Raw genomic sequence first — 18,357 nt, 5'->3', positions numbered from 1 at the left:
GCACTTCGTCATAGAGCTAGTTCTGCCGAACTGACAGGTTGTCCCTTGTCGGGCTGTTACCACCGTGGTCGGATTGTGACACGAGCCACAATCGACGATTTTGGTCAGACTCCAGGAGCGCACATGAATCATCCGGCACACACCGATGAGTATTTTCTCGGACTTGCGATCGAACAGGCGAAGATCGGTTGGGAGGAGGGCGGCGTGCCGATCGGCGCGGCGCTGATTCACCGGGGCGAGGTTCTCGCAGTCGGACGTAACCGTCGGGTCCAGATGAACAGCGCCATCCGTCATGGAGAGACCGACTGCATCGAGCGCGCCGGACGACTGCCGGCCTCGGTGTATCGCGAGTGTGTCCTCTACACGACTTTGTCGCCGTGCTTCATGTGCGCCGGAACGGCGCGCCTGTACGAGATCCCTCGAATCGTGGTCGGCGAAAATCGTTCCTTCGAGGCATCGGAGGAATGGTTGCGCAGCAGCGGAATTCAGGTCGACGTCGTCGACGACGCGGAGTGTGTGGCACTGATGGACCGCATGCTGGCCGAGCGCCCGAGCCTGTGGCTCGAAGACATCGGCGAAGTTGTATGAGCAGCGCCGTCGAACCTGCCACGGTCGCAGGCGATTCGGAGAGCGCAGGCCCCCCGGTCGATCCTGACTATCCCGTTACTCCGGTTCCGCTTCATGCACGAAAGCCGTTCTTCTCGCTCGCGGTGGTGTTGTTGGGGTTCACCATCTTCACACCGACGATGTTGGCCGGAGCAGCGCTCGGTACCGCGTTCTCGTTCTGGAAACTGATGGTGGTGATCGCCGCCGGATCCGCCATCTTGGGGGTTTACGTCGCCATGATGGGGTTCGTCGGAGCTCGAACCGGACTGACAACAGTTGTGATGGCGCGCTACAGTTTCGGCACTCGCGGGTCCAAGCTCGCTTCGATCCTGCTGGGCGGTACTCAGATCGGCTGGTACGGCGTCATCATCGGCACGATCGGCGATCTCACCGCCCAGGCGCTGGGCTGGGATTCCTACCTCGCCAGGGCGTCGGTGATGATCGCGGCGAGCATCTTGATGTGCGTCACCGCCTGCTACGGCTACCGCGGAATGTACTGGGTTTCGCTCGTCTCGACGCCCTTGATCCTGGCGTTGGCCTGCTGGGTCGTGTTCCGGTCCCTCGAAGAGGTCGGTGGATTCTCCGGCCTGGTCTCGGTTCAACCGCAGACGACCATGACGATCGCGCTCGCAATCACCACTGTCGTCGGCACGTTCGTATCGGCGGGAACGCAAGCGCCCAACTGGACCAGATTTGCTCGCTCCGGATCACAAGCGGTGTGGGCCTGCGTTATCGGGTTCCTCCTCGGAAACGGATTGATGATCCTGTTCGGCGCCATCGGAGCCATCACGTTCCACGAGGGTGACTTCGTGTTGATCCTCTACAACCTCGGGCTTGTCGGCTGGGGCCTGGTCTTGCTGTTCGGAAACCTCTGGAAGAGCAACGCAGACACCGCATACGCCTTCGGAGTGGCCGGTGCCGAACTGTTCAGAAAGCCTCGCAAGACCCCGTTCGTCATCGGTGGATGTGTGATCGGCACGGCGCTCGCTCTGACCGGTGTGCACAACCATCTGGTCGACTACCTGAGTCTGCTCGGAACTTTCATCCCGCCATTGGGCGGCGTGATCATCGCTGACTTCCTGTGCCGGTGGCGGCGAGGCATCCCCGAGGGGTACACCCCGCAGCCGGTCCACTGGCGCAACCTCGCCGTCTATGCCGTCGCAGCGTTCCTCGCTTGGCTTTCCGGTGAGTTCGAGGTGGGAATCCCGCCGCTGATCGGAATCGTGGCAGCAATTGCTCTGACGATGGTCCTGCACAAGGCGTTTGGCAACAGATCGGCAGATCGGGAGGTCTCGACCTCCACCGTCTGAATCATGCTTCAGGCACCAGCGAGCCCCCGGCGGTATCGACCGCGCCGGGGTTCGCGTAATTGATGGAAAGGGCAGATGCTTCCGTCTCAACCGTCATCGCAGAACAGGCAGGTACGGTGCCTCGATACCCTGCTCTTCGAACGCAGTCAGCGCCGAGCGCGCAAATGCGCGCTGGACTGCCCATTGGCGCCCAGGCTTGACCTGCGCCGTCACTCGAATGGTAATTGCCTCGGCAGTAACCGAATTGACTCCCAGCATCTCCGGCTTGTCGATCATGTCCGCCCTGATCGGTTCGGACTCTGCCGCCTCGAGGACAGCTCGCGTCGCCACCTCACACGCTTTGTGCACGTTCGCGTTGTGGGCGATGGGGAGATCGAGCACTGCAGTGGCGTAACCCTGACTCATGTTGCCCACTCGCAGGATTTCGCCGTTGCGGCAGTACCACAAGGTGCCGTTGGCATCTCGAATCGTGGTGACACGCAGGCCCACTGTCTCGACGGTGCCGACCGCGTCGCCGAGATCGACGATGTCGCCGACACCGTACTGATCCTCGAGCAACATGAAGATGCCGGAGAGGAAGTCACGCACCAGGTTTTGTGCACCGAAACCGATGGCAAGGCCGATGACTCCGGCGGATGCGATGAACGGCGCGACGTTGATCCCGAGGATGCCGAGAATCTGCAGCACACACCAGACCAGGATGACGATGGACACCGTCGATTTGAGTACCGAACCGATGGTCCGGGCTCGCTGCGATCTGCGCTCGTTCACCTTGGCGTTCGGAGACTTGCGAGGCTTCGACATTCGATCGATCCCGCGGTGCAGTGCGAAGCGCAGAACGACTGCGAGTGCCACGTAGATCGCGATCTCGACGGGTCGGTGAATCAACCAGTCTCGGTTGGTATCGGTCAGTTCCCATGCTTGTATTTCGGAAATCATCTCCATGCAGTCTACGGATTCGGGCCGATCCGGGCATCGTCGCAGGGCAACACCTCGTTGATGCCAGAGATACGCGGTTCACTCAGTTGTGCTCTATAGCTGTGAGTGCCAGCCTGCGGGTGGTGCTGGTGGAGGGCTCTGTGAAGCTTGCACTGAGCCGTGTTGCTGAGCCGCGGCGGATCGCGGTGTGGGCGTGGCGCGCATGCGAGCCGAAAGTGCCACAGCAAGTGCGGCTATCGCAGTCACCAACGCGATGACGGCGATGATGAGAACGGGAATGTTCACTGGGGCTTCCACGACTACCGGGGTTGGTTGGAAGACTTCCTGGGCCAGTAGATCCGTGAATGCCGACAGTCTCGGTGTCATGTATTCCCCCCTGTGAGTAATTGTTGTTCCACCTGGCCATATTTCGGGCAATTCGCGGGCACGGCAAGAGTCCATTCGGATGACACGTCGGTGGTGCTTGTCAGCCCGGGCTAGGCTTACGCCATGGCTGCGTTCACTGGCATACCCGTTGCTGCACTCGACTTCTACGAAGACCTGGAAGCCGACAACAGCAAGACCTGGTGGGCAGCGCACAAGGAGACGTACGACGAAGTGGTTCGTCGTCCGATGGCGTCGTTGACCGCGGCGTTGGAGGACGAATTCGGCACGGCCAAGCTCTTTCGGCCGTATCGTGACGTTCGATTCTCGAAGGACAAGATCCCGTACAAGACGCACCAGGGAGCGTTCGTCGGTCTCGCCGAGAGCTGTGGCTACTACGTGCAGATCGACGCGGCAGGGTTGATGGTGGCCGGTGGTTTCTACGCCAGCAGTTCGGAGACCATCGCGCGTTATCGTGCGGCTGTCGACGACGACGTTCGAGGGCCGGAGCTCGAGAAGATCCTGGCCTCCGTCGAGAAGGCCGGATTCACGATCGGCGGCGACAAGCTCAAGACGGCGCCTCGCGGATACACGGTCGATCACCCGCGGATCGAATTGCTGCGTCACAAGTCGCTGACTGCTGGTCGTAGTTACCCAAGCCCGTCGTGGCTGGACAGCGCCAGGACATTGAAGGAAGTTCGCACAGCGTGGCGCGCACTGACGCCTTTGGTCGAATGGTCCGGACAGGTGCTCGGACCGAACTGACCGTCCGACAGAAAAGTGTGACGTAGCCGTAGGAGAGTTCACCTCGAGTTCATCAAAACTCGAGACGCCTGGGGCTAGCGTGGTGTGTGTAACCGAAAGTTTCGGCCCCGCTTCGAGTCGCAGCGCCGCAGTTCGAAGCCATTTTCTCTCGATCGACATCGTGAACAACCCGTGTCAGTGGAGACCATCATGGCTATGTTTCTCGCTCTCGTCCTGATCATCTCGGTCCTCGGAATCGTCGGCACCTACCTCGCGTTCAGTGCGGTCTACTTCGTCGAGATGCGCAAACTCGACAAGTAAGGGGTGCGAATTGGCCTGATTCGACTATTTCTGGGCCGATCGCGACGACCCTCCCTGCGTACGCTGTTAGGGCATCCTTATCCGCTCGCAACAGTGGATGATTCATTTCTTTTGGAGGTTCGACACGCATGCCCGCTCAATCCACGCTCTTGCTTCCCGAGGGCTACTCCGACAACCGCCTCGTTTCGGACCTCACACGTCGGCAGTTCGGCTTCGGTGCCGGGATCGCCGGGCTGGGCGCGTTCCTGGCGGCCTGCGGTGACAGCGGGAGCAGTTCGGGTGAAACCGAAATGCGTTCTGTGACGACACCTCTCGGAACGTACGACATTCCTGTCAATCCGAAGAGGGTTGTCGCGATCGACTCGCGGCTCGATCTGGAACCTGCTGTAGCTCTGGAACTTCCGCTCGTCGGCTACACGTACGCCCAGACGACACCGTGGGTGCCTATCGATTCGTCGGTACCGTTCCTGTCGGAGATCCCCAACCGCGAGCAGATCTTGGCGCTCGAGCCCGACCTGATCGTGTGCCTGAACTACGAGAGCGAGTGGTGGCCGGTGGCCGAGATGTCCACCATCGCACCGGTTCTGACGACAGAGTTCACCGACGACTGGCGCACAAACCTCTCGCGGTTGTCGGGCTGGCTCGGTCGAACGGCCACGCTCGATCGATTGACGCTCGACTACGACAATCTGATTTCCGACATCCGCAGTCGTCATGCCGAGAAGATTGCGTCCAAGACCGTCGCCAGTGTCTCGTTCATGCCGGACACGAACACGCTGTACGTCACGAGCATCCGTACCTCCGAGAAGGGCGACAAGCCCAGCGACATGACGCTCGGCGACATCGGTGGCAAAACCGCCACCTCGGAGGGGCTCGATCCCGAGGGCGGCGTCAGCCTCGAAGGCCTCGACGTGCTGGCCGGCGTCGACGGCTTCATGATCACCGAGAACGAGGACAGTGCGGCGTACCAGGCATTGGTGGCGAGCAAGCTGTGGCAGCGACTCCCGGCAGTGCAGGCGGGCAACGTCACCAGTCTGGGTGGCTCTACGTTCTACGGTTCGATCTACACGATTTCGTACGTGGCACAGGGTTGGGATGCCCTGTACAACAAGATCAGCTGAAGCCACTGCCGACCGGACCGATGAGTTTAGGTAACGCGGGCGGTCTAATCAGGTAGGCATTGACCAGACCTGAGGAGATCGACGTGCAAACAGAGCAATCCCCAGCGGTAGTGCAATCCCGCGACGGTACGACCATCGCATACGAACGCTCCGGTGCCGGACCAGCAGTGGTCCTGGTCGCCGGAGCGTTCTGCGACCGCGGTTGGTTCGATTCCCTGGCTGCAGAGTTGGCGGCGGACTTCACGGTGTACTCGTACGACAGGCGCGGACGCGGGGACAGCGGTGACAGTCGCGCGTTCTCGATCGACGCCGAGGTGGAGGACTTGCGGGCGGTCGTCGCTGCCACCGGTGAAACACCGCTCGTTTACGGATTGTCGTCGGGTGCCGCGCTGGCTTTGGAGGCCGCTGCGCAGGCCGTTCCGATGCGTAAGCTCGCCGTCTACGAGGCGCCGTACATGGACGACGACCAGCGTGACGAGACTGCCCAAAGTGACCTGGAGCGATTGATTGCGGGCGGCGACAGGGAAGGTGCTGTGACGCGTTTTCTGGATCTGACCGGCGCGTCTCCGGAGATGGTCGACGAGATCAAGCGGAGTGCCGATTGGCCCGACATGTGCGCCATCGCGCACACCTTGCCTTACGACGTCGCGGTGTGTGATCACGGCTGTCAGTCGCTCGACTGGCTTGCCTCCATTACCGTCCCTACATTGGTCATGTACGGCGGTGACAGTGGTCAATGGGCACCTGCCTCGGCGACGAGAATCGCTGCAAAAGTCTCGGGGACAAAGACTTTGGAGATCCCCGGTCAGGGCCACGGCGTCGCCGACGACGCTATTGTCCCGGCTCTGCGTGAATTCTTTTCCGGCTGAGCACTGGGCGGCGAAGACGATCGTCAACCTAGGGTTGACGTTTTCGATTGCGTCAACCTATGGTTGACGCATGAGCAAACCAGTGGAAATGACCAACAAGGTTCGACTCGACGACCTCATCGACGCGATCAAGAAGGTTCACACCGATGCTCTCGACCAACTTTCCGACGCCGTGATTGCCGCTGATCATCTCGGTGAAGTTGCAGATCACCTGATCGGTCACTTCGTCGACCAGGCGCGCAGGTCGGGAGCGTCGTGGACGGAGATCGGCGCGAGCATGGGTGTCTCGAAGCAGGCTGCGCAGAAGCGTTTTGTTCCCAAGGCGCCGAGTGATCAGAAGCCGATGGATCCGAACGAAGGGTTCAACCGGTTCACTCCCCGGGCGAAGAACGTCGTCATGGCCTCGCAGAACGAAGCCCGCGCCGCCGGTAACGCAGAGATCCGGCCGGAGCACCTGCTCCTGGGGCTCGTCGAGGAGCCTGCCGGGTTGGCTGCGAAGGCGATAGTGGCGCAGGGGGTGGAGCTCGGATCCGTCCGAGCTGCAGTGGCCGGTGTACTACCGGCTCCGACTTCCGAACTACCAGAACTCATTCCGTACGACGCTCGTGCGCGCAAGGTCCTGGAACTGACGTTCCGTGAGGCTCTTCGCCTGGGCCACAACTACATCGGAACCGAGCACATCCTGCTCGCACTGCTCGAACTCGAAGACGGATCAGGTGTTCTGGCTGATCTCGGAATCTCGAAGTCGGTGGCGGAGTCGAACATCGTTGGAGCGTTGGCCGTCATTCAGGATCAGTGATTCAGAGGTGAATCCGATGCAGAAGAGGGCCGCACCCTTGCGGGTGCGGCCCTCTTCTTGTGTCACTGATCAGACAGCGCGCACATTGGTGGCCTGAGGACCCTTCTGGCCCTGGCCAACCTCGAACTCCACACGCTGGTTCTCGTCGAGCGACTTGTAGCCGTTGCCCGAGATTTCAGAGTAATGAACGAACACGTCCGGTGTTCCGTCGTCGGGAGCGATGAAACCAAAGCCCTTTTCGCCGTTGAACCACTTCACGATGCCCTGTGCCATACCGATACTCCCTACAAACTCGATCCGGGCCCTCACATCGAAGTCCCGATCTCGATATGTCTATCCTCCCACGCCGCGCAAGTCGAACGGTGGGCGACGTGCAAAAGACGGTAATTCGGAAGCTTTCGAGGAGGGAATGGCAACTGATCTTCGACTGATTTTCGACGCTGGAGCGACCCGATCGCCGAAGGCAGGGACTGGTGGCTCGCCCAACTGCCTGCGGTGATAGATCAGCGGGAATGTACTTGTCCGCTCGAGAACGGTCCATTTTTATCGCTCCGATCTCTCGGAATCGCAAACGTAGGAACCCTATGGAAGATGAGGGTGGGCTAACCTCTCTTTCGCTGTGCCCTCGGCGCGCGCAGCAGTCGCCGAGAAGGAGAGTGCATACATGTACGGAACGATTTGTGAATCCACGACGTCTGAACTTGTGGACCAGCTCAGTCGCCGCGGGTTCTTCGGGGTCGGCGCACTGGCGGCGGCCGCCATCCTTGCGGGGTGTTCGACTACATCAGATGCTTCTGATGCCGGCGAACAACGTGAGGTGATCAATGCGCTCGGAACCACCACGATCTCGGGAAAGCCGGAAAGGATCGTTGTTGCCAGCGACTTCACGGATCTGGAATTCCTGCTCTCGCTCGGCGTTCACCCAGTCGCCTACGGCAACACAGGATCGTGGGACCGCGGTTCACTGCCTTGGCAGAGCACCGCGGGAATAGCCGACCTCGAAAGCTTCGGCACCACAGGCGAAATCAACCCGGAAATCATCGCGCGCTACTCACCGGACCTCATCATCGGAATGAAGACTTATCTCGAACCTGCAGCCGAGAGGCTCAGTCAGATCGCTCCGGTCATCGCGCTGGACTGGACCACCTCGTGGCGTGACGGCGTCGCCACGGTCGGGCAGGCCGCATTTGTCGACGAGGCTGCTGCTGCAGCGATCGCCCGGACCGACGCTCTGATCTCCGACACCGCAGCTTCCCTGAACGGCTTGGGTGGCAAGACGATCATGATCGGCTCGATGTACGGCGATCAGTTGTATGTGCAGGGGGATGCCAGTGCGCCCGGGGTTCTGCTGCGCGAACTCGGACTCGACTATCGCGGATACAACGCCGAGCAGATGACTGCGCTGTCGATGGAGCAGGCGGAGGTACTCGCACCCGCAGACATTTTGCTCAGCCTCGCTTCTGATCAGGAAGCGACGACGAGGTTGGAGAACTTCGCAGTTTTCCAGAACCTCCCCGCGGTGAAGGCGCGAGCCTATGCGCCGGTCGAACTTCTGCTCTCGAATGCCTTTGTCGACAATTTCGGTCCACTGAGCGCGCCGTACGCCTTGCCGCAGCTCGCCGAGGTCTTGACCGGGCTTGCGGCGGGCCAGGGAAAACAACTCCCCTGACCTCGCTTCTGAGCGTACGGACCCTGCGTCGGCCTAGCATCGAAACATGGTGGACATAGATCTGACGGGCCGCGCCGCAGTAGTCGGCGGATCACAACCGCTGCGAGCGATACTCGAAACCCCCACTACCCCCGGCCCGTGGCCGGGGGTAGTGATGATTCACGAGGCATTCGGGCTCGAGGAGGTGATGCAGCGGCAAGCCAAGCGGCTGGCCGCTGCGGGATTCCTGACGCTCGCTGTCGACCTCTACAGCGCGGGCGGGGCGAAGCGGTGCCTAGTGCCCACCATGACGTCGATGCTTCGAGGACACGGCAAGGCGTTCACCGACATCGAAGTCGCTCGCAGTTGGCTGGTGGAATCCCGGGACTGCACCGGAAAGATCGGTGTCATCGGATTCTGCATGGGCGGCGGCTTCGCGCTGGTCAGCGCCGGAGATTTCGACGCTGCCTCGGTCAATTACGGTCAGCTTCCACGCAAACTCGATGAGGCCGTGGTGGATGCGTGCCCGATCGTCGGGAGTTTCGGAGGCAAGGACTTTTCGCTCCGGGGTGCTGCAGCGAAGCTGGAGACGGCGCTCAGCAATGCCGGTATCGAGAACGACGTCAAGGAGTACCCCACCGCCGGCCACGCGTTCCTCAACGACGCGGAGGCCGGACCCAAGGTGCTTCGTCCTTTGGAGCGCATCCTCGGAATCGGTCCCGATCCTGTTGCAGCGCAGGATGCCTGGAAGCGAATCGACTCGTTCTTCGAGCGCCACCTGGCGTGATCAGCGACTGGTTCTCTCACCGCCGTTGACTGCCAATACCTGACCGGTGATCTGCCGGGCACCCGGTGAGGCCAAGAAATGGACGGCTGATGCGATGTCGTCCGGGGTTCCGGCGCGCTTGGTGCTGGTGGATTCGATCAGCATCGTGCGACGCTCGTCCGTCAGAAAGTCCCGGAAGAACTCGGTGTCGGCGATGTAACCGGGGGAGACGATGTTCGCCGTGATGCCTTCTGGGCCCAGTTCGGCGGCCAGATCGACATTCCACGTCGCAACTGCTGCTTTGGCAGCGCCGTACGCTCCAGCTCCCTTGTCGGCGGCAATCGATCCGATGGTGATGACGGCACCGCCACTGGGGATTCGATCTCGAACTGCTGCTGTGGTCAACACTGCCGAGATCAGATTGGAGTCCAGATTGGCCCGCCACCCGGCGGCCAGGGATTCCAGATCTGACGGCGCTTCGCGATCGAAGTCCGTGTTACCGCCGGCGCAGTGCACCACGACGTCGATGGTTCCCGGAAGTGAATCCTGCAGCCGCTTCAGGTCTTTCGGGTCGGAGTTGTCACAAGTCAAGGCGTGAACATTATCGCCCAACTCCTCCGCGGTCTTTTCGAGTGGTTCCGTGCGTCGGCCGGTGACAAAAACGGTGTCTCCGTCTCGGGCGAACGCCGCTGCAACTGCGCGTCCGATCCCTGTTCCGCCGCCGGTTACTAGAACTGTGCGTGTCATGCCTACCTCCGTGAGCTACGTTTAGACCTATACGAAGAACGTATCATTTAGAGCTAAACGAGGTGTGCAGTGGTGGGCGACTACAACCCGGACGACGCGGTGGACGCGGTTGCCTTGGCATGGCTTCGCGAAAGGCCGGGCACGCCCGTGGAGGGTATCGGCATCGTCACCAGGCTGTGGATGTGCGCCAAGCTGCTCGGTGAGGATCGCCGACGGGTACTCGCCTCGGCCGGTGCGGACACAGCCACGCTGGACCTACTCAGTGTCCTGCGGCGATCCGGCGAGCCGTATCAGTTGACGACTCGCCAGATCACCGAGCAGACCGGAGTCACGGCCGGTGCGATCTCGCAACGACTCGCGCGCGCGGAGAACGCGGGTCTGGTGGAGAGGTCCTCCGCCGCGCAAGGGTCACGAATAGTGCTCGTGACCCTCACTGCCGCCGGTCACGAGCTGGTGGAGCAATTGGTGGACCGAGTTCTCGGCCGTGAAGCCGAACTGACGTCGATTCTCACCGAGCAGCAGCAGGCCGAACTCACCGAACTGCTGCGTGTCTTTCTCGACGGCCTACGCGGCGAACTCGGTGACTCCGGCGTCGCGCACGTCGGGGCTTGATCAGGACAGGCGCTCGAAGACCGCAGCCAGGCCCTGCCCGCCGCCGATGCACATCGTCTCGAGGCCGTAACGCGCTTCGCGACGGTCCATCTCGCGCAACAGGGTGGCCAGGATTCGTCCACCCGTAGCTCCGACCGGATGTCCGAGGGAGATGCCGGAGCCGTTGGGGTTGATGCGTGGGTCGTCGGCCTCGAGATTCCAACTCTGCAGGACTGCAAGTGCTTGTGCCGCAAAGGCTTCGTTGAGTTCGATGACGTCCATGTCCGCCAGGGACAGCCCGAGGCGGCCGAGTGCCTTCTCCGACGCCGGTACGGGGCCGATGCCCATGGTGCGCGGCGGAACGCCCGCGACGCTCCAACTCGCGAGGCGTGCGAGCGGTCGCAGTCCGAGGGTACGAGCTTTGTCGGCGGTGGTGACGATCGCCAGTGCTGCGCCGTCGTTCTGACCGCTGGCATTACCTGCAGTCACGGTGGAGTCGGGGTCGATCTTTGCGCGCATGGGACGAAGGCGCGCAAGCGATTCCATCGAGGTGTCGGCGCGTGGATGCTCGTCGGTGTCGACGAGCAGGGCCTCGCCCTTGCGCTGCGGAACGGATACCGGAACGATTTCTTCGGCGAAGACGCCGTTCTTCTGTGCTGCGACGGCACGCTGATGGGACTGAACCGCGAGTGCATCTTGATCCTCGCGGCTGATGGAGAACTCGGCGCGCAGGTTCTCTGCCGTTTCGATCATTCCGCCGGGAACCGGGAAGTCACGTCCGCCGGCTGTGACGCGGGCGCGCGCGAGACGATCGCTGAGCGCAACTCCTTCACCCTTGACGCCCCAACGCATTCCGGTTGCGTAGAACTCGGCCTGGCTCATCGACTCGGCACCGCCCGCGAGGACCAGATCACTGCCACCGGATTGAACCTGCATGACGGCCTGGATGACTGCCTGTAATCCCGACCCGCACCGGCGATCCACCTGCATGCCGGGAACATCGATGCCCAGACCCGCGTTGAGCGCCGCGATGCGTCCGATCGCCGGAGCCTCACCGTTCGGCGAAGCCTGGCCGAGAATGACGTCGTCGATCTCCGCGCCGGAAATGCCGGTACGCGTGACGAGTTCGGTGATCAGCGTCGAGGCGAGATCTTCCGGGGCTACGTCACGGAAGACACCGCCGAAGCGGCCGACAGGGGTACGGAGCGGTTCACAGATGACAACGTCAGGCATTGGTTCTTCCTTGGGTCTGCTCGGTCAGCGGGTGGCAGCCGAGTGATTGTTGGACGACTGAGTACGTCCGAGATCGACGGAGATGGCGTCCGCGGTGGCGACTGCGGCCGGAACCAGTTCACCGCGAACAGCTTCGGCGCTGTAGCGGGCGGCTTGGGTGGAGATGTTGACGGCCGCGACCACGTCACCGGTCGCGTCCCGGATGGGTGCGGCGAGCGAGCGCAGACCCTCTTCGAGTTCCTGATCGACAATCGCGAATCCGTCGGCGCGAATCTTCTCGAGTTCGGCACGCAGACCGTCGGCGGTGGAGATGGTCTTGCCGGTCAGGCGGGCGAAGGACACTCGGGCGAGGTAGGCGTCCAGGGCGTCGTCCGGCAAGCCGGCCAGCAGAACCCTACCCATGGATGTGGCGTACGCGGGAAAGCGCGTGCCGATGGTGATGGACACCGTCATGATGCGGCTGACCGGAACACGGGCCACGTACACGACGTCGTCACCGTCGAGGATCGACACGGACGTGGATTCACGGACCTTGGCGGACAAGGCTTCCAGATGCGGCCCGGCGATCTCGGGAAGGGACAGACTGGAGAGGTAGCTGTAGCCGAGTTCGAGGACTCGCGGCGTCAACCAGAACACCGAACCGTCAGTACGTACGTATTCGAGTTCGACGAGTGTGAGCAGGAAGCGGCGAGCGGTCGCACGCGTGAGATCGGTGTGCCGGGCAACCTCGCTGAGGGTGCGACGCGGGTGCTCACCGTCGAAAGCCTTGATGACGGAAAGCCCACGGGCCAGCGACTGCACGTAGTCCGGGGACGGTCCCGGCGCCTGCTCGCTGCTGTTCTCACTCATGTTGTCTCGTTCTCCTCAGGTTCGGCCGAGAGGTCCGCGAGTGCTTGCTTTCCCAGCGCAAAAGCCAAGTTGCTGTTCGGCACACCCGCATAGACCGCGGTATGGAGAAATACTTCCACGAGTTCGTCGGGATCGATCCCGGCACGCAGCGCAGCGCGAATGTGCATGTCGAGTTCGTGTTCGTTGCCGACGGCAGTGAGGATCGCGAGAGTGAGGAGCCTGCGGGTGTGGTGATCGAGGCCGGGGCGCGACCAGATGTCACCCCACGCCGTGCGAGTGATGAAGTCCTGGAAAGGGGCGGTGAACTCGGTGGCACCGGCAATGGAACGGTCGACGTGGGCGTCGCCGAGCACCTGGCGTCGTACGGTCATGCCGGCCGACACGGCGGCGCTACGTTGGGCGAGCGCAGATGTGTGCGAGGCAATATGCGTTGCAAGTAGTTTGGTGACGCGCCCGGCTTGTTCGACGTTGGCCAGGTGTGCGCCGGGATCAACGACGTGCAGTACCGCGTCGGCGATACCGTCGGCGATCGCGCTCAACGTCGCCGGAGGCGTCGCCGGATCCTGCTCGCCAGCGATGAGGAGCGTCGGAGCGACGATGCGGGCCAGGTCGTTGCGGCCGTCCCATACCGAAAGTGCCTCGCAGCAGGCGGCATAGCCCTCGTCGGGTGTGGCTTCGACCATTGCGACGTGGCGGGCAACTAGTTCCGGATCGTTGTCGGCCAGACCCGGCGTGAACCAGCGTCCGACCACGGCGGCCGCGATGGATGCAATACCGTCCGCTCGGACAGCCTGGGCGCGATCGATCCACGGCTGAGCCGGGGCGAACTGCGCGGACGTGCACATCAAGGTCAACGTCTCGACGCGAGTGGGGTGATGTGCGGCGATCCACTGGCTGACAGCGCCGCCGAGGGAGAGCCCGACGAGATGTACGGACTCGAGTTCGAGCGAATCGAGGAGAACGATGACATCGCCGGCAAGATCGGCAATGGAGTAGGGGCCGGCGGGAACCGGCGACTTGCCATGGCCGCGATGGTCGACGGCGATGACGCGGTACCGATTCGACAGCGCGTGAATCTGCGGCTGCCACATGGACAGATCGGATCCGAGTGAACCCAGGAGAACTACTGCGGGAGCATCAGGATTGCCGGTCTGTTGAAAGTTGAGCGCGACGCTCATCGAGATCCTCCTGTGGGGCGTTCGGCGAGGGCGCGGTCGACCAGATCGGTGGCGTGGCCCAGATAGTGTGCGGGGTCGAGTAGTTCGGCGATCTCGGTTTCGCTCAGGTGCTCTGCGATGGCGGGATCACGATCCAATCTGGTTCCGGAAGTGGCTGCCGCGGTGACGATGTCGCGCGCTCGATCAGTGTGTGCGGACAGGGCCTTGGTGACACGCTCGGCGAGAATCAGGCCACCGGTGATGTCGAGATTGCGAGCCATCGACTCGGTGTGTACTTGCAGGCCGGTGAGGCTCACGGAAAGCTGGTGCGCCGCTCCGCCTGCCAGACGCAGGAGATCGGTGACGGTTTCCCACTCGGCGTGCCAGGGGCCTGCGGCGCGAGCGAATTCGTGATCCATGTTCGACAGGGCTGTGGCCACCAGCGCGGGAGCACGTCGCGCTGCCGCGCGGGCGGTGATCGCGGCAACCGGATTCTGCTTGTGCGGCATGGCCGATGAGCCGCCCGGAGCGCTCTCGGCAACCTCGGACAGTTCGGTGGACGCCATGACGGTGATGTCGGTGGCGGGCTTGGAAACGGCGCCGGCGACGATACCGAGTGTGGTCGCGAGTTCTGCGATAGTCACGCGGTCGGTGTGCCAGGGAGTGACCTGCCTGGCCAGGCCGAGTTCGTCGGCCAGCGCGTCGGCGATCCTGAGCCCGTCGGGATACAACGCAGCGAGTGTGCCTGCGGCGCCGCCGAATTGAACCGGCAACGTGGACAGCACGATCTCGAGGCGAATCGCTGCGGCGTCGAGTGCGGTGAACCAACTCGATGCCAGTAGCCCGAAGGTGGTCGGAAGTGCTTGTTGTCCCAGGGTTCTCGCGACCATCGGAGTAGAGCGATGGATGCGGGCGAGGTGGGCGGCGGAATCGGCGGCGCGGGTCAGGTCGGCCAGAACCACCGCGCCCGCGCGTCGCGTCAACAGCATCAGCGCACAGTCCATGATGTCCTGACTCGTGGCGCCCGGGTGCACCACGGAGGCAGGCACACCTTCCTGTCCGACCCTTTCGCGCAGCATCTTCACCAGCGGAATGACGGGATTTCCGCCGGCGGCCGACGCGCGGCCGAGCGCCACGATGTCCAGACCGCCCGGTTGTGAGAGTTCGGCCGCGGCAGCAGCCACCGCGGCGCAATGTTCCCCGTCCGCCAATCCGACGGTGGCCATCGCACAACTCAGCGCGGCTTCCACGTCGAGCAACGCGGTGACCCACGCCTGGTCGGACAGGTGTTCCGCTACTCGGGTGGCCCCGAACACCGGATCGAACAGTGCGCCGCGAGTGGGCATGTGTACTCCTCTTACAGTTCGAAGAAGGGCGTCTCGACGCCGTTCGCGTCCTCGTCCTGAACATAGACCGTCCAGGAGTACCCACCGTCGACCTTGGTTGCAACCAGCTTCGCGCGTTCGGTTTCGCTCAGTGAGGACAGCACCGGATCTGTTGCGTGTGCGTCGGTGTCCTCGGGGAAGTACAAGCGGGTGACCAGGCGGTCGAGCATGCCGCGAGCGAAGACCGACACGTTCACGTGTGGGGCCTCGTTCGCATCCGTTTCAGTGGGCTGCGCACCGGGCTTGACAGTGTGGACCAGTGCAGTGCCCGTGGGATCCGCTGCGCTGCGGGCGAATCCGCGAAAACCAGCCGGAGTGAGCTCCACTGCGCCACGGGGATCGTCCGGATGGTTGAAGCGTCCGAGCGTATCGGCCTGCCATGTTTCGATCATCGCGTCGGCGACGGGTGTACGGGCGCCGTCGATCACCGTGATGGCCAGCGTGATTCGTCCGGGGGTATCGGCGGGAGCGGCGTCGGGGCCGTTCGTCCAGGGGAGGCCGATGTGCCAGTACGGCCCGACGGTCTGAGAGGGCGTGACACCGAAGGGGGCTGTGGTGAAGTCGCCGGGGACGACCGGATAAGTGGGTGCGGGCTTCGCGGTGTGATCAGTCATCGTGGTCTTCGTTCTCGAATACGGAGGCGTTACGGCCGCGCAGGACGATGTCGAAGCGGAACCCGAGAGCCCAGTTGGGGACTGTGGCGTCGTAGTCGAAGACGCTGACCATGCGGTGACGTGCCGCTTCGGGTACCGCGTTGTAGATCGGGTCCTGGAAGAACATCGGATCGTCGGGGAAGTACATCTGCGTCACGAGGCGCTGCGTGAATGCCGTGCCGAACAGCGAGAAATGGATGTGTGCCGGTCGCCAGGCGTTGTCGTGGTTCATCCACGGGTAGGCGCCCGGCTTGATCGTGGTGAAGCTGTAGTGGCCGTTCGCGTCGGTGACGCAGCGACCCAGGCCGTTGAAGAACGGATCCAGCGGCGCGGGCCAGTTGTCGCCGGTGTGGCGGTAGCGTCCACCGGCGTTGGCCTGCCACACCTCGAGCAGTGTGTGGGGGACGGGTTTTCCGTCGCCGTCGAGTACGCGGCCGTGAACGACGATGCGCTGTCCCTGTGCTTCGCCGCCGTTGGCAATGGTCAGGTCGTTTTCGCCGGCGCCGACGCGATCTTCGCCGAATACCGGCCCGGTGAGCTCCGTGAGCCGCTGGGGGAGCAGCTTCAGCGGCTGCTTCGGGTGGCGAAGCGAAGTCGTCTTGTAGTCCGCGAAATCGGCCGGGGCGTTGACGCCAGTCGGCCGCTGGTACCTCGGCGGTAGATGCAGCATAGGGAACCTCGTCGTTCGGTTACGTGAAGTTGTTCGCAATGTGTACATGTGTTGCGCTCTGCGAACAGAATAGTTCGTAGATGTGACCCAGGCAATGCCGGGGGCGAAAAATGTTCGTTATGCGGACGGGGGTTCACAATACGTACGGGTCGCGCTACTGTGATCGACATGATGGACAAAGTCATTCCCACTGCTGCCGAGGCCGTCGCCGACGTGCCGGACGGCGTCACGATCGCTGTCGGAGGTTTCGGGCTCGTCGGAGTGCCGGAAATCCTCATCGATGCGCTCCTCGAGCAGGGCGCGACATCACTCGAAACGGTGAGCAACAACTGCGGCACCGACGGGTTCGGGCTCGGAGTGCTTCTGGAGAAGGGGCGTATCCGTCGTACTGTCAGCTCGTACGTCGGCTCCAACAAGGAGTTCGCGCGTCAGTACCTTTCCGGTGAGCTGGAAGTCGAACTCACGCCGCAGGGCACGCTCGCCGAGCGCATGCGCGCCGGGGGAGCGGGCATCCCCGCGTTCTTCACCCCGGCCGGCGTCGGCACCCAGGTCGCCGACGGCGGCCTGCCACTGCGTTACGACGGGAGCGGCGGCATCGCAGTTGCCAGTCCGCCCAAGGAAACTCGTGACTTCGACGGCGTCACCTACGTGATGGAGCGCGGCATCGTCGCCGACTATGCACTGGTCCATGCTTGGAAAGGTGACCGGCACGGCAACCTCGTCTACCGCGCGAGTACCCAGAACTTCAATCCGGCTGCAGCAACGTCGGGGCGCATCACCATTGCGCAGGTCGAGCACCTCGTAGAGCCGGGTGAGCTCGACCCCGCCGAGATCCACACGCCGGGCATTCACGTTCAGCGTGTTGTCCACGTCGGCCCCGTGACGGTCGGCATCGAGAATCGGACGGTACGAGCATGACTTCTGTACTACCCACCAAACTCACCCGCGAAGAGATGGCGGCCCGCGTCGCGCGCGAACTCGAGGACGGGCAGTACGTGAACCTCGGCATCGGTATGCCGACGCTGGTTCCGAACTACCTCCCGACCGACATCACCGTTGTATTGCACTCGGAGAACGGCGTTCTGGGCGTGGGGCCGTACCCGACCGAGGACGAACTCGATCCCGAGCTGATCAATGCGGGCAAGGAGACCATCACCGTTCTCCCCGGTGCGTCGTTCTTCGACTCCTCAGCGTCGTTCGGCATGATCCGCGGCGGCCAGGTCGACGTTGCCGTGCTCGGTGCCATGCAGGTCAGTGCCACCGGAGACCTCGCGAACTGGATGATCCCCGGCCACATGGTCAAAGGCATGGGCGGCGCGATGGATCTGGTCCACGGCGCAAAGCGCGTCATCGTGATGATGGAGCACGTCTCGAAGAAGGGTGAGCACAAGATCGTCGAGGAGTGCTCGCTTCCGCTGACCGGTAAGGGCTGCGTCCAGCGAATCATCACCGACATGGCCGTGATCGACGTGACTGACGACGGTCTCCGCCTGGTGGAGACGGCGCCGGGCATCAGCGTCGAGGACGTGGTTGCTGCTACCGGAGCGAAACTGATTCTTTGACAGTCTGTTTCATCTGATGGCTCA

At 62.8% G+C, this 18,357-nt stretch carries 21 protein-coding genes; 11 read left to right on the top strand and 10 right to left on the bottom strand.

Translation table 11 applies throughout. From position 1 onward, the window contains the following. Nucleotides 1-123 precede the first annotated feature (123 nt). Nucleotides 124-588, top strand: a complete 465-nt coding sequence (locus tag BH682_RS25575) for a nucleoside deaminase (protein ID WP_003940577.1) — start codon at nt 124-126, stop codon at nt 586-588. Continuing rightward, on the top strand, nt 585-1,916 hold the full coding sequence (gene codB / locus BH682_RS25570) for a cytosine permease (RefSeq protein WP_075834493.1): 1,332 nt from the start codon (nt 585-587) through the stop codon (nt 1,914-1,916). The genes BH682_RS25575 and codB overlap by 4 nt, the downstream gene beginning before the upstream one ends. A gap of 93 nt (nt 1,917-2,009) precedes the next feature. Here the strand turns inward: codB and BH682_RS25565 are convergent, their stop codons facing one another. Further along, nucleotides 2,010-2,861 (bottom strand): mechanosensitive ion channel family protein, encoded by an 852-nt coding sequence (locus BH682_RS25565; protein WP_442971964.1) that lies wholly within the window; start codon nt 2,859-2,861, stop codon nt 2,010-2,012. Nucleotides 2,862-2,948: 87 nt separating this feature from the next. Then, on the bottom strand, nt 2,949-3,221 hold the full coding sequence (locus tag BH682_RS35980; protein WP_058226625.1) for a hypothetical protein: 273 nt from the start codon (nt 3,219-3,221) through the stop codon (nt 2,949-2,951). A 123-nt stretch (nt 3,222-3,344) separates the two neighbouring features. Between BH682_RS35980 and BH682_RS25560 the strand changes: the two genes are divergently transcribed. The 4 genes from BH682_RS25560 (at nt 3,345) to BH682_RS25545 (ending at nt 7,072) form a co-directional block, all read left to right on the top strand. Further along, entirely contained in the window at nt 3,345-3,983 is a 639-nt protein-coding gene (locus BH682_RS25560; protein WP_003939783.1) for a DUF2461 domain-containing protein, read from the top strand. A 428-nt stretch (nt 3,984-4,411) separates the two neighbouring features. Continuing rightward, nucleotides 4,412-5,404: an ABC transporter substrate-binding protein gene (locus tag BH682_RS25555; RefSeq protein ID WP_075834492.1), complete on the top strand. Its 993-nt coding sequence runs from the start codon at nt 4,412-4,414 to the stop codon at nt 5,402-5,404. A gap of 83 nt (nt 5,405-5,487) precedes the next feature. After that, complete coding sequence (locus BH682_RS25550) at nt 5,488-6,273, top strand: alpha/beta fold hydrolase (protein ID WP_050654629.1); 786 nt, start codon at nt 5,488-5,490, stop codon at nt 6,271-6,273. Between the two features lie 70 nt (nt 6,274-6,343). Continuing rightward, on the top strand, nt 6,344-7,072 hold the full coding sequence (locus BH682_RS25545; protein ID WP_081558480.1) for a Clp protease N-terminal domain-containing protein: 729 nt from the start codon (nt 6,344-6,346) through the stop codon (nt 7,070-7,072). 69 nt (nt 7,073-7,141) lie between these two features. Here the strand turns inward: BH682_RS25545 and BH682_RS25540 are convergent, their stop codons facing one another. Next, nucleotides 7,142-7,345, bottom strand: a complete 204-nt coding sequence (locus BH682_RS25540) for a cold-shock protein (protein WP_003939930.1) — start codon at nt 7,343-7,345, stop codon at nt 7,142-7,144. Nucleotides 7,346-7,691: 346 nt separating this feature from the next. Here BH682_RS25540 and BH682_RS25535 point away from each other — a divergent pair, with 346 nt between their 5' ends. Both BH682_RS25535 and BH682_RS25530 read left to right on the top strand, forming a co-directional pair. After that, complete coding sequence (locus BH682_RS25535; protein ID WP_223304582.1) at nt 7,692-8,741, top strand: ABC transporter substrate-binding protein; 1,050 nt, start codon at nt 7,692-7,694, stop codon at nt 8,739-8,741. A 46-nt stretch (nt 8,742-8,787) separates the two neighbouring features. After that, the gene (locus BH682_RS25530; protein ID WP_058226622.1) at nt 8,788-9,507 is read left to right on the top strand and encodes a dienelactone hydrolase family protein; all 720 of its coding nucleotides are present in this window, start codon (nt 8,788-8,790) and stop codon (nt 9,505-9,507) included. Here the strand turns inward: BH682_RS25530 and BH682_RS25525 are convergent, their stop codons facing one another. Beyond that, entirely contained in the window at nt 9,508-10,233 is a 726-nt protein-coding gene (locus tag BH682_RS25525) for an SDR family NAD(P)-dependent oxidoreductase (protein ID WP_075834490.1), read from the bottom strand. Nucleotides 10,234-10,305: 72 nt separating this feature from the next. Between BH682_RS25525 and BH682_RS25520 the strand changes: the two genes are divergently transcribed. Beyond that, nucleotides 10,306-10,845 carry a MarR family winged helix-turn-helix transcriptional regulator gene (locus BH682_RS25520; protein WP_099698127.1) on the top strand — a complete coding sequence of 180 codons (540 nt, stop codon included), beginning with the start codon at nt 10,306-10,308 and terminating at the stop codon, nt 10,843-10,845. On the opposite strand, the gene BH682_RS25515 is transcribed toward BH682_RS25520, so the two are convergent. Genes BH682_RS25515 through pcaH form a run of 6 tightly spaced genes read right to left on the bottom strand, consistent with a single transcriptional unit; the run spans nt 10,846 to nt 16,771 of the window. Further along, a complete protein-coding gene (locus BH682_RS25515) occupies nt 10,846-12,057 on the bottom strand; it encodes an acetyl-CoA C-acetyltransferase (RefSeq protein WP_007730007.1) in 1,212 nt (403 codons plus the stop codon). It abuts the gene before it with no gap. 24 nt (nt 12,058-12,081) lie between these two features. Beyond that, nucleotides 12,082-12,906, bottom strand: a complete 825-nt coding sequence (locus BH682_RS25510; RefSeq protein WP_007730008.1) for an IclR family transcriptional regulator domain-containing protein — start codon at nt 12,904-12,906, stop codon at nt 12,082-12,084. Next, nucleotides 12,903-14,084, bottom strand: coding sequence for a bifunctional 3-oxoadipate enol-lactonase/4-carboxymuconolactone decarboxylase PcaDC (gene pcaDC / locus BH682_RS25505; protein ID WP_075834488.1), 1,182 nt, complete (start codon nt 14,082-14,084; stop codon nt 12,903-12,905). Before pcaDC ends, BH682_RS25510 begins: the two co-directional genes overlap by 4 nt. Beyond that, the gene (gene pcaB / locus BH682_RS25500; protein ID WP_075834486.1) at nt 14,081-15,409 is read right to left on the bottom strand and encodes a 3-carboxy-cis,cis-muconate cycloisomerase; all 1,329 of its coding nucleotides are present in this window, start codon (nt 15,407-15,409) and stop codon (nt 14,081-14,083) included. The genes pcaDC and pcaB overlap by 4 nt, the downstream gene beginning before the upstream one ends. A gap of 11 nt (nt 15,410-15,420) precedes the next feature. Next, nucleotides 15,421-16,062 (bottom strand): protocatechuate 3,4-dioxygenase subunit alpha, encoded by a 642-nt coding sequence (gene pcaG, locus BH682_RS25495; RefSeq protein WP_075834485.1) that lies wholly within the window; start codon nt 16,060-16,062, stop codon nt 15,421-15,423. Beyond that, entirely contained in the window at nt 16,055-16,771 is a 717-nt protein-coding gene (pcaH, locus tag BH682_RS25490; RefSeq protein ID WP_075834483.1) for a protocatechuate 3,4-dioxygenase subunit beta, read from the bottom strand. The genes pcaG and pcaH overlap by 8 nt, the downstream gene beginning before the upstream one ends. Before the next feature lie 171 nt (nt 16,772-16,942). Here pcaH and BH682_RS25485 point away from each other — a divergent pair, with 171 nt between their 5' ends. Next, complete coding sequence (locus BH682_RS25485; protein ID WP_030536554.1) at nt 16,943-17,689, top strand: CoA transferase subunit A; 747 nt, start codon at nt 16,943-16,945, stop codon at nt 17,687-17,689. Next, the gene (locus BH682_RS25480) at nt 17,686-18,333 is read left to right on the top strand and encodes a CoA transferase subunit B (protein WP_007730017.1); all 648 of its coding nucleotides are present in this window, start codon (nt 17,686-17,688) and stop codon (nt 18,331-18,333) included. Before BH682_RS25485 ends, BH682_RS25480 begins: the two co-directional genes overlap by 4 nt. Nucleotides 18,334-18,357 lie beyond the last annotated feature (24 nt).

Origin of the sequence: Rhodococcus sp. YL-1 (assembly GCF_001942025.1) — a bacterium.
GTDB lineage: Bacteria > Actinomycetota > Actinomycetes > Mycobacteriales > Mycobacteriaceae > Rhodococcus_F > Rhodococcus_F qingshengii.
The sequence above is the reverse complement of the archived record's forward strand: the minus strand, read 5'-3'. Positions and strand labels throughout refer to the sequence as shown.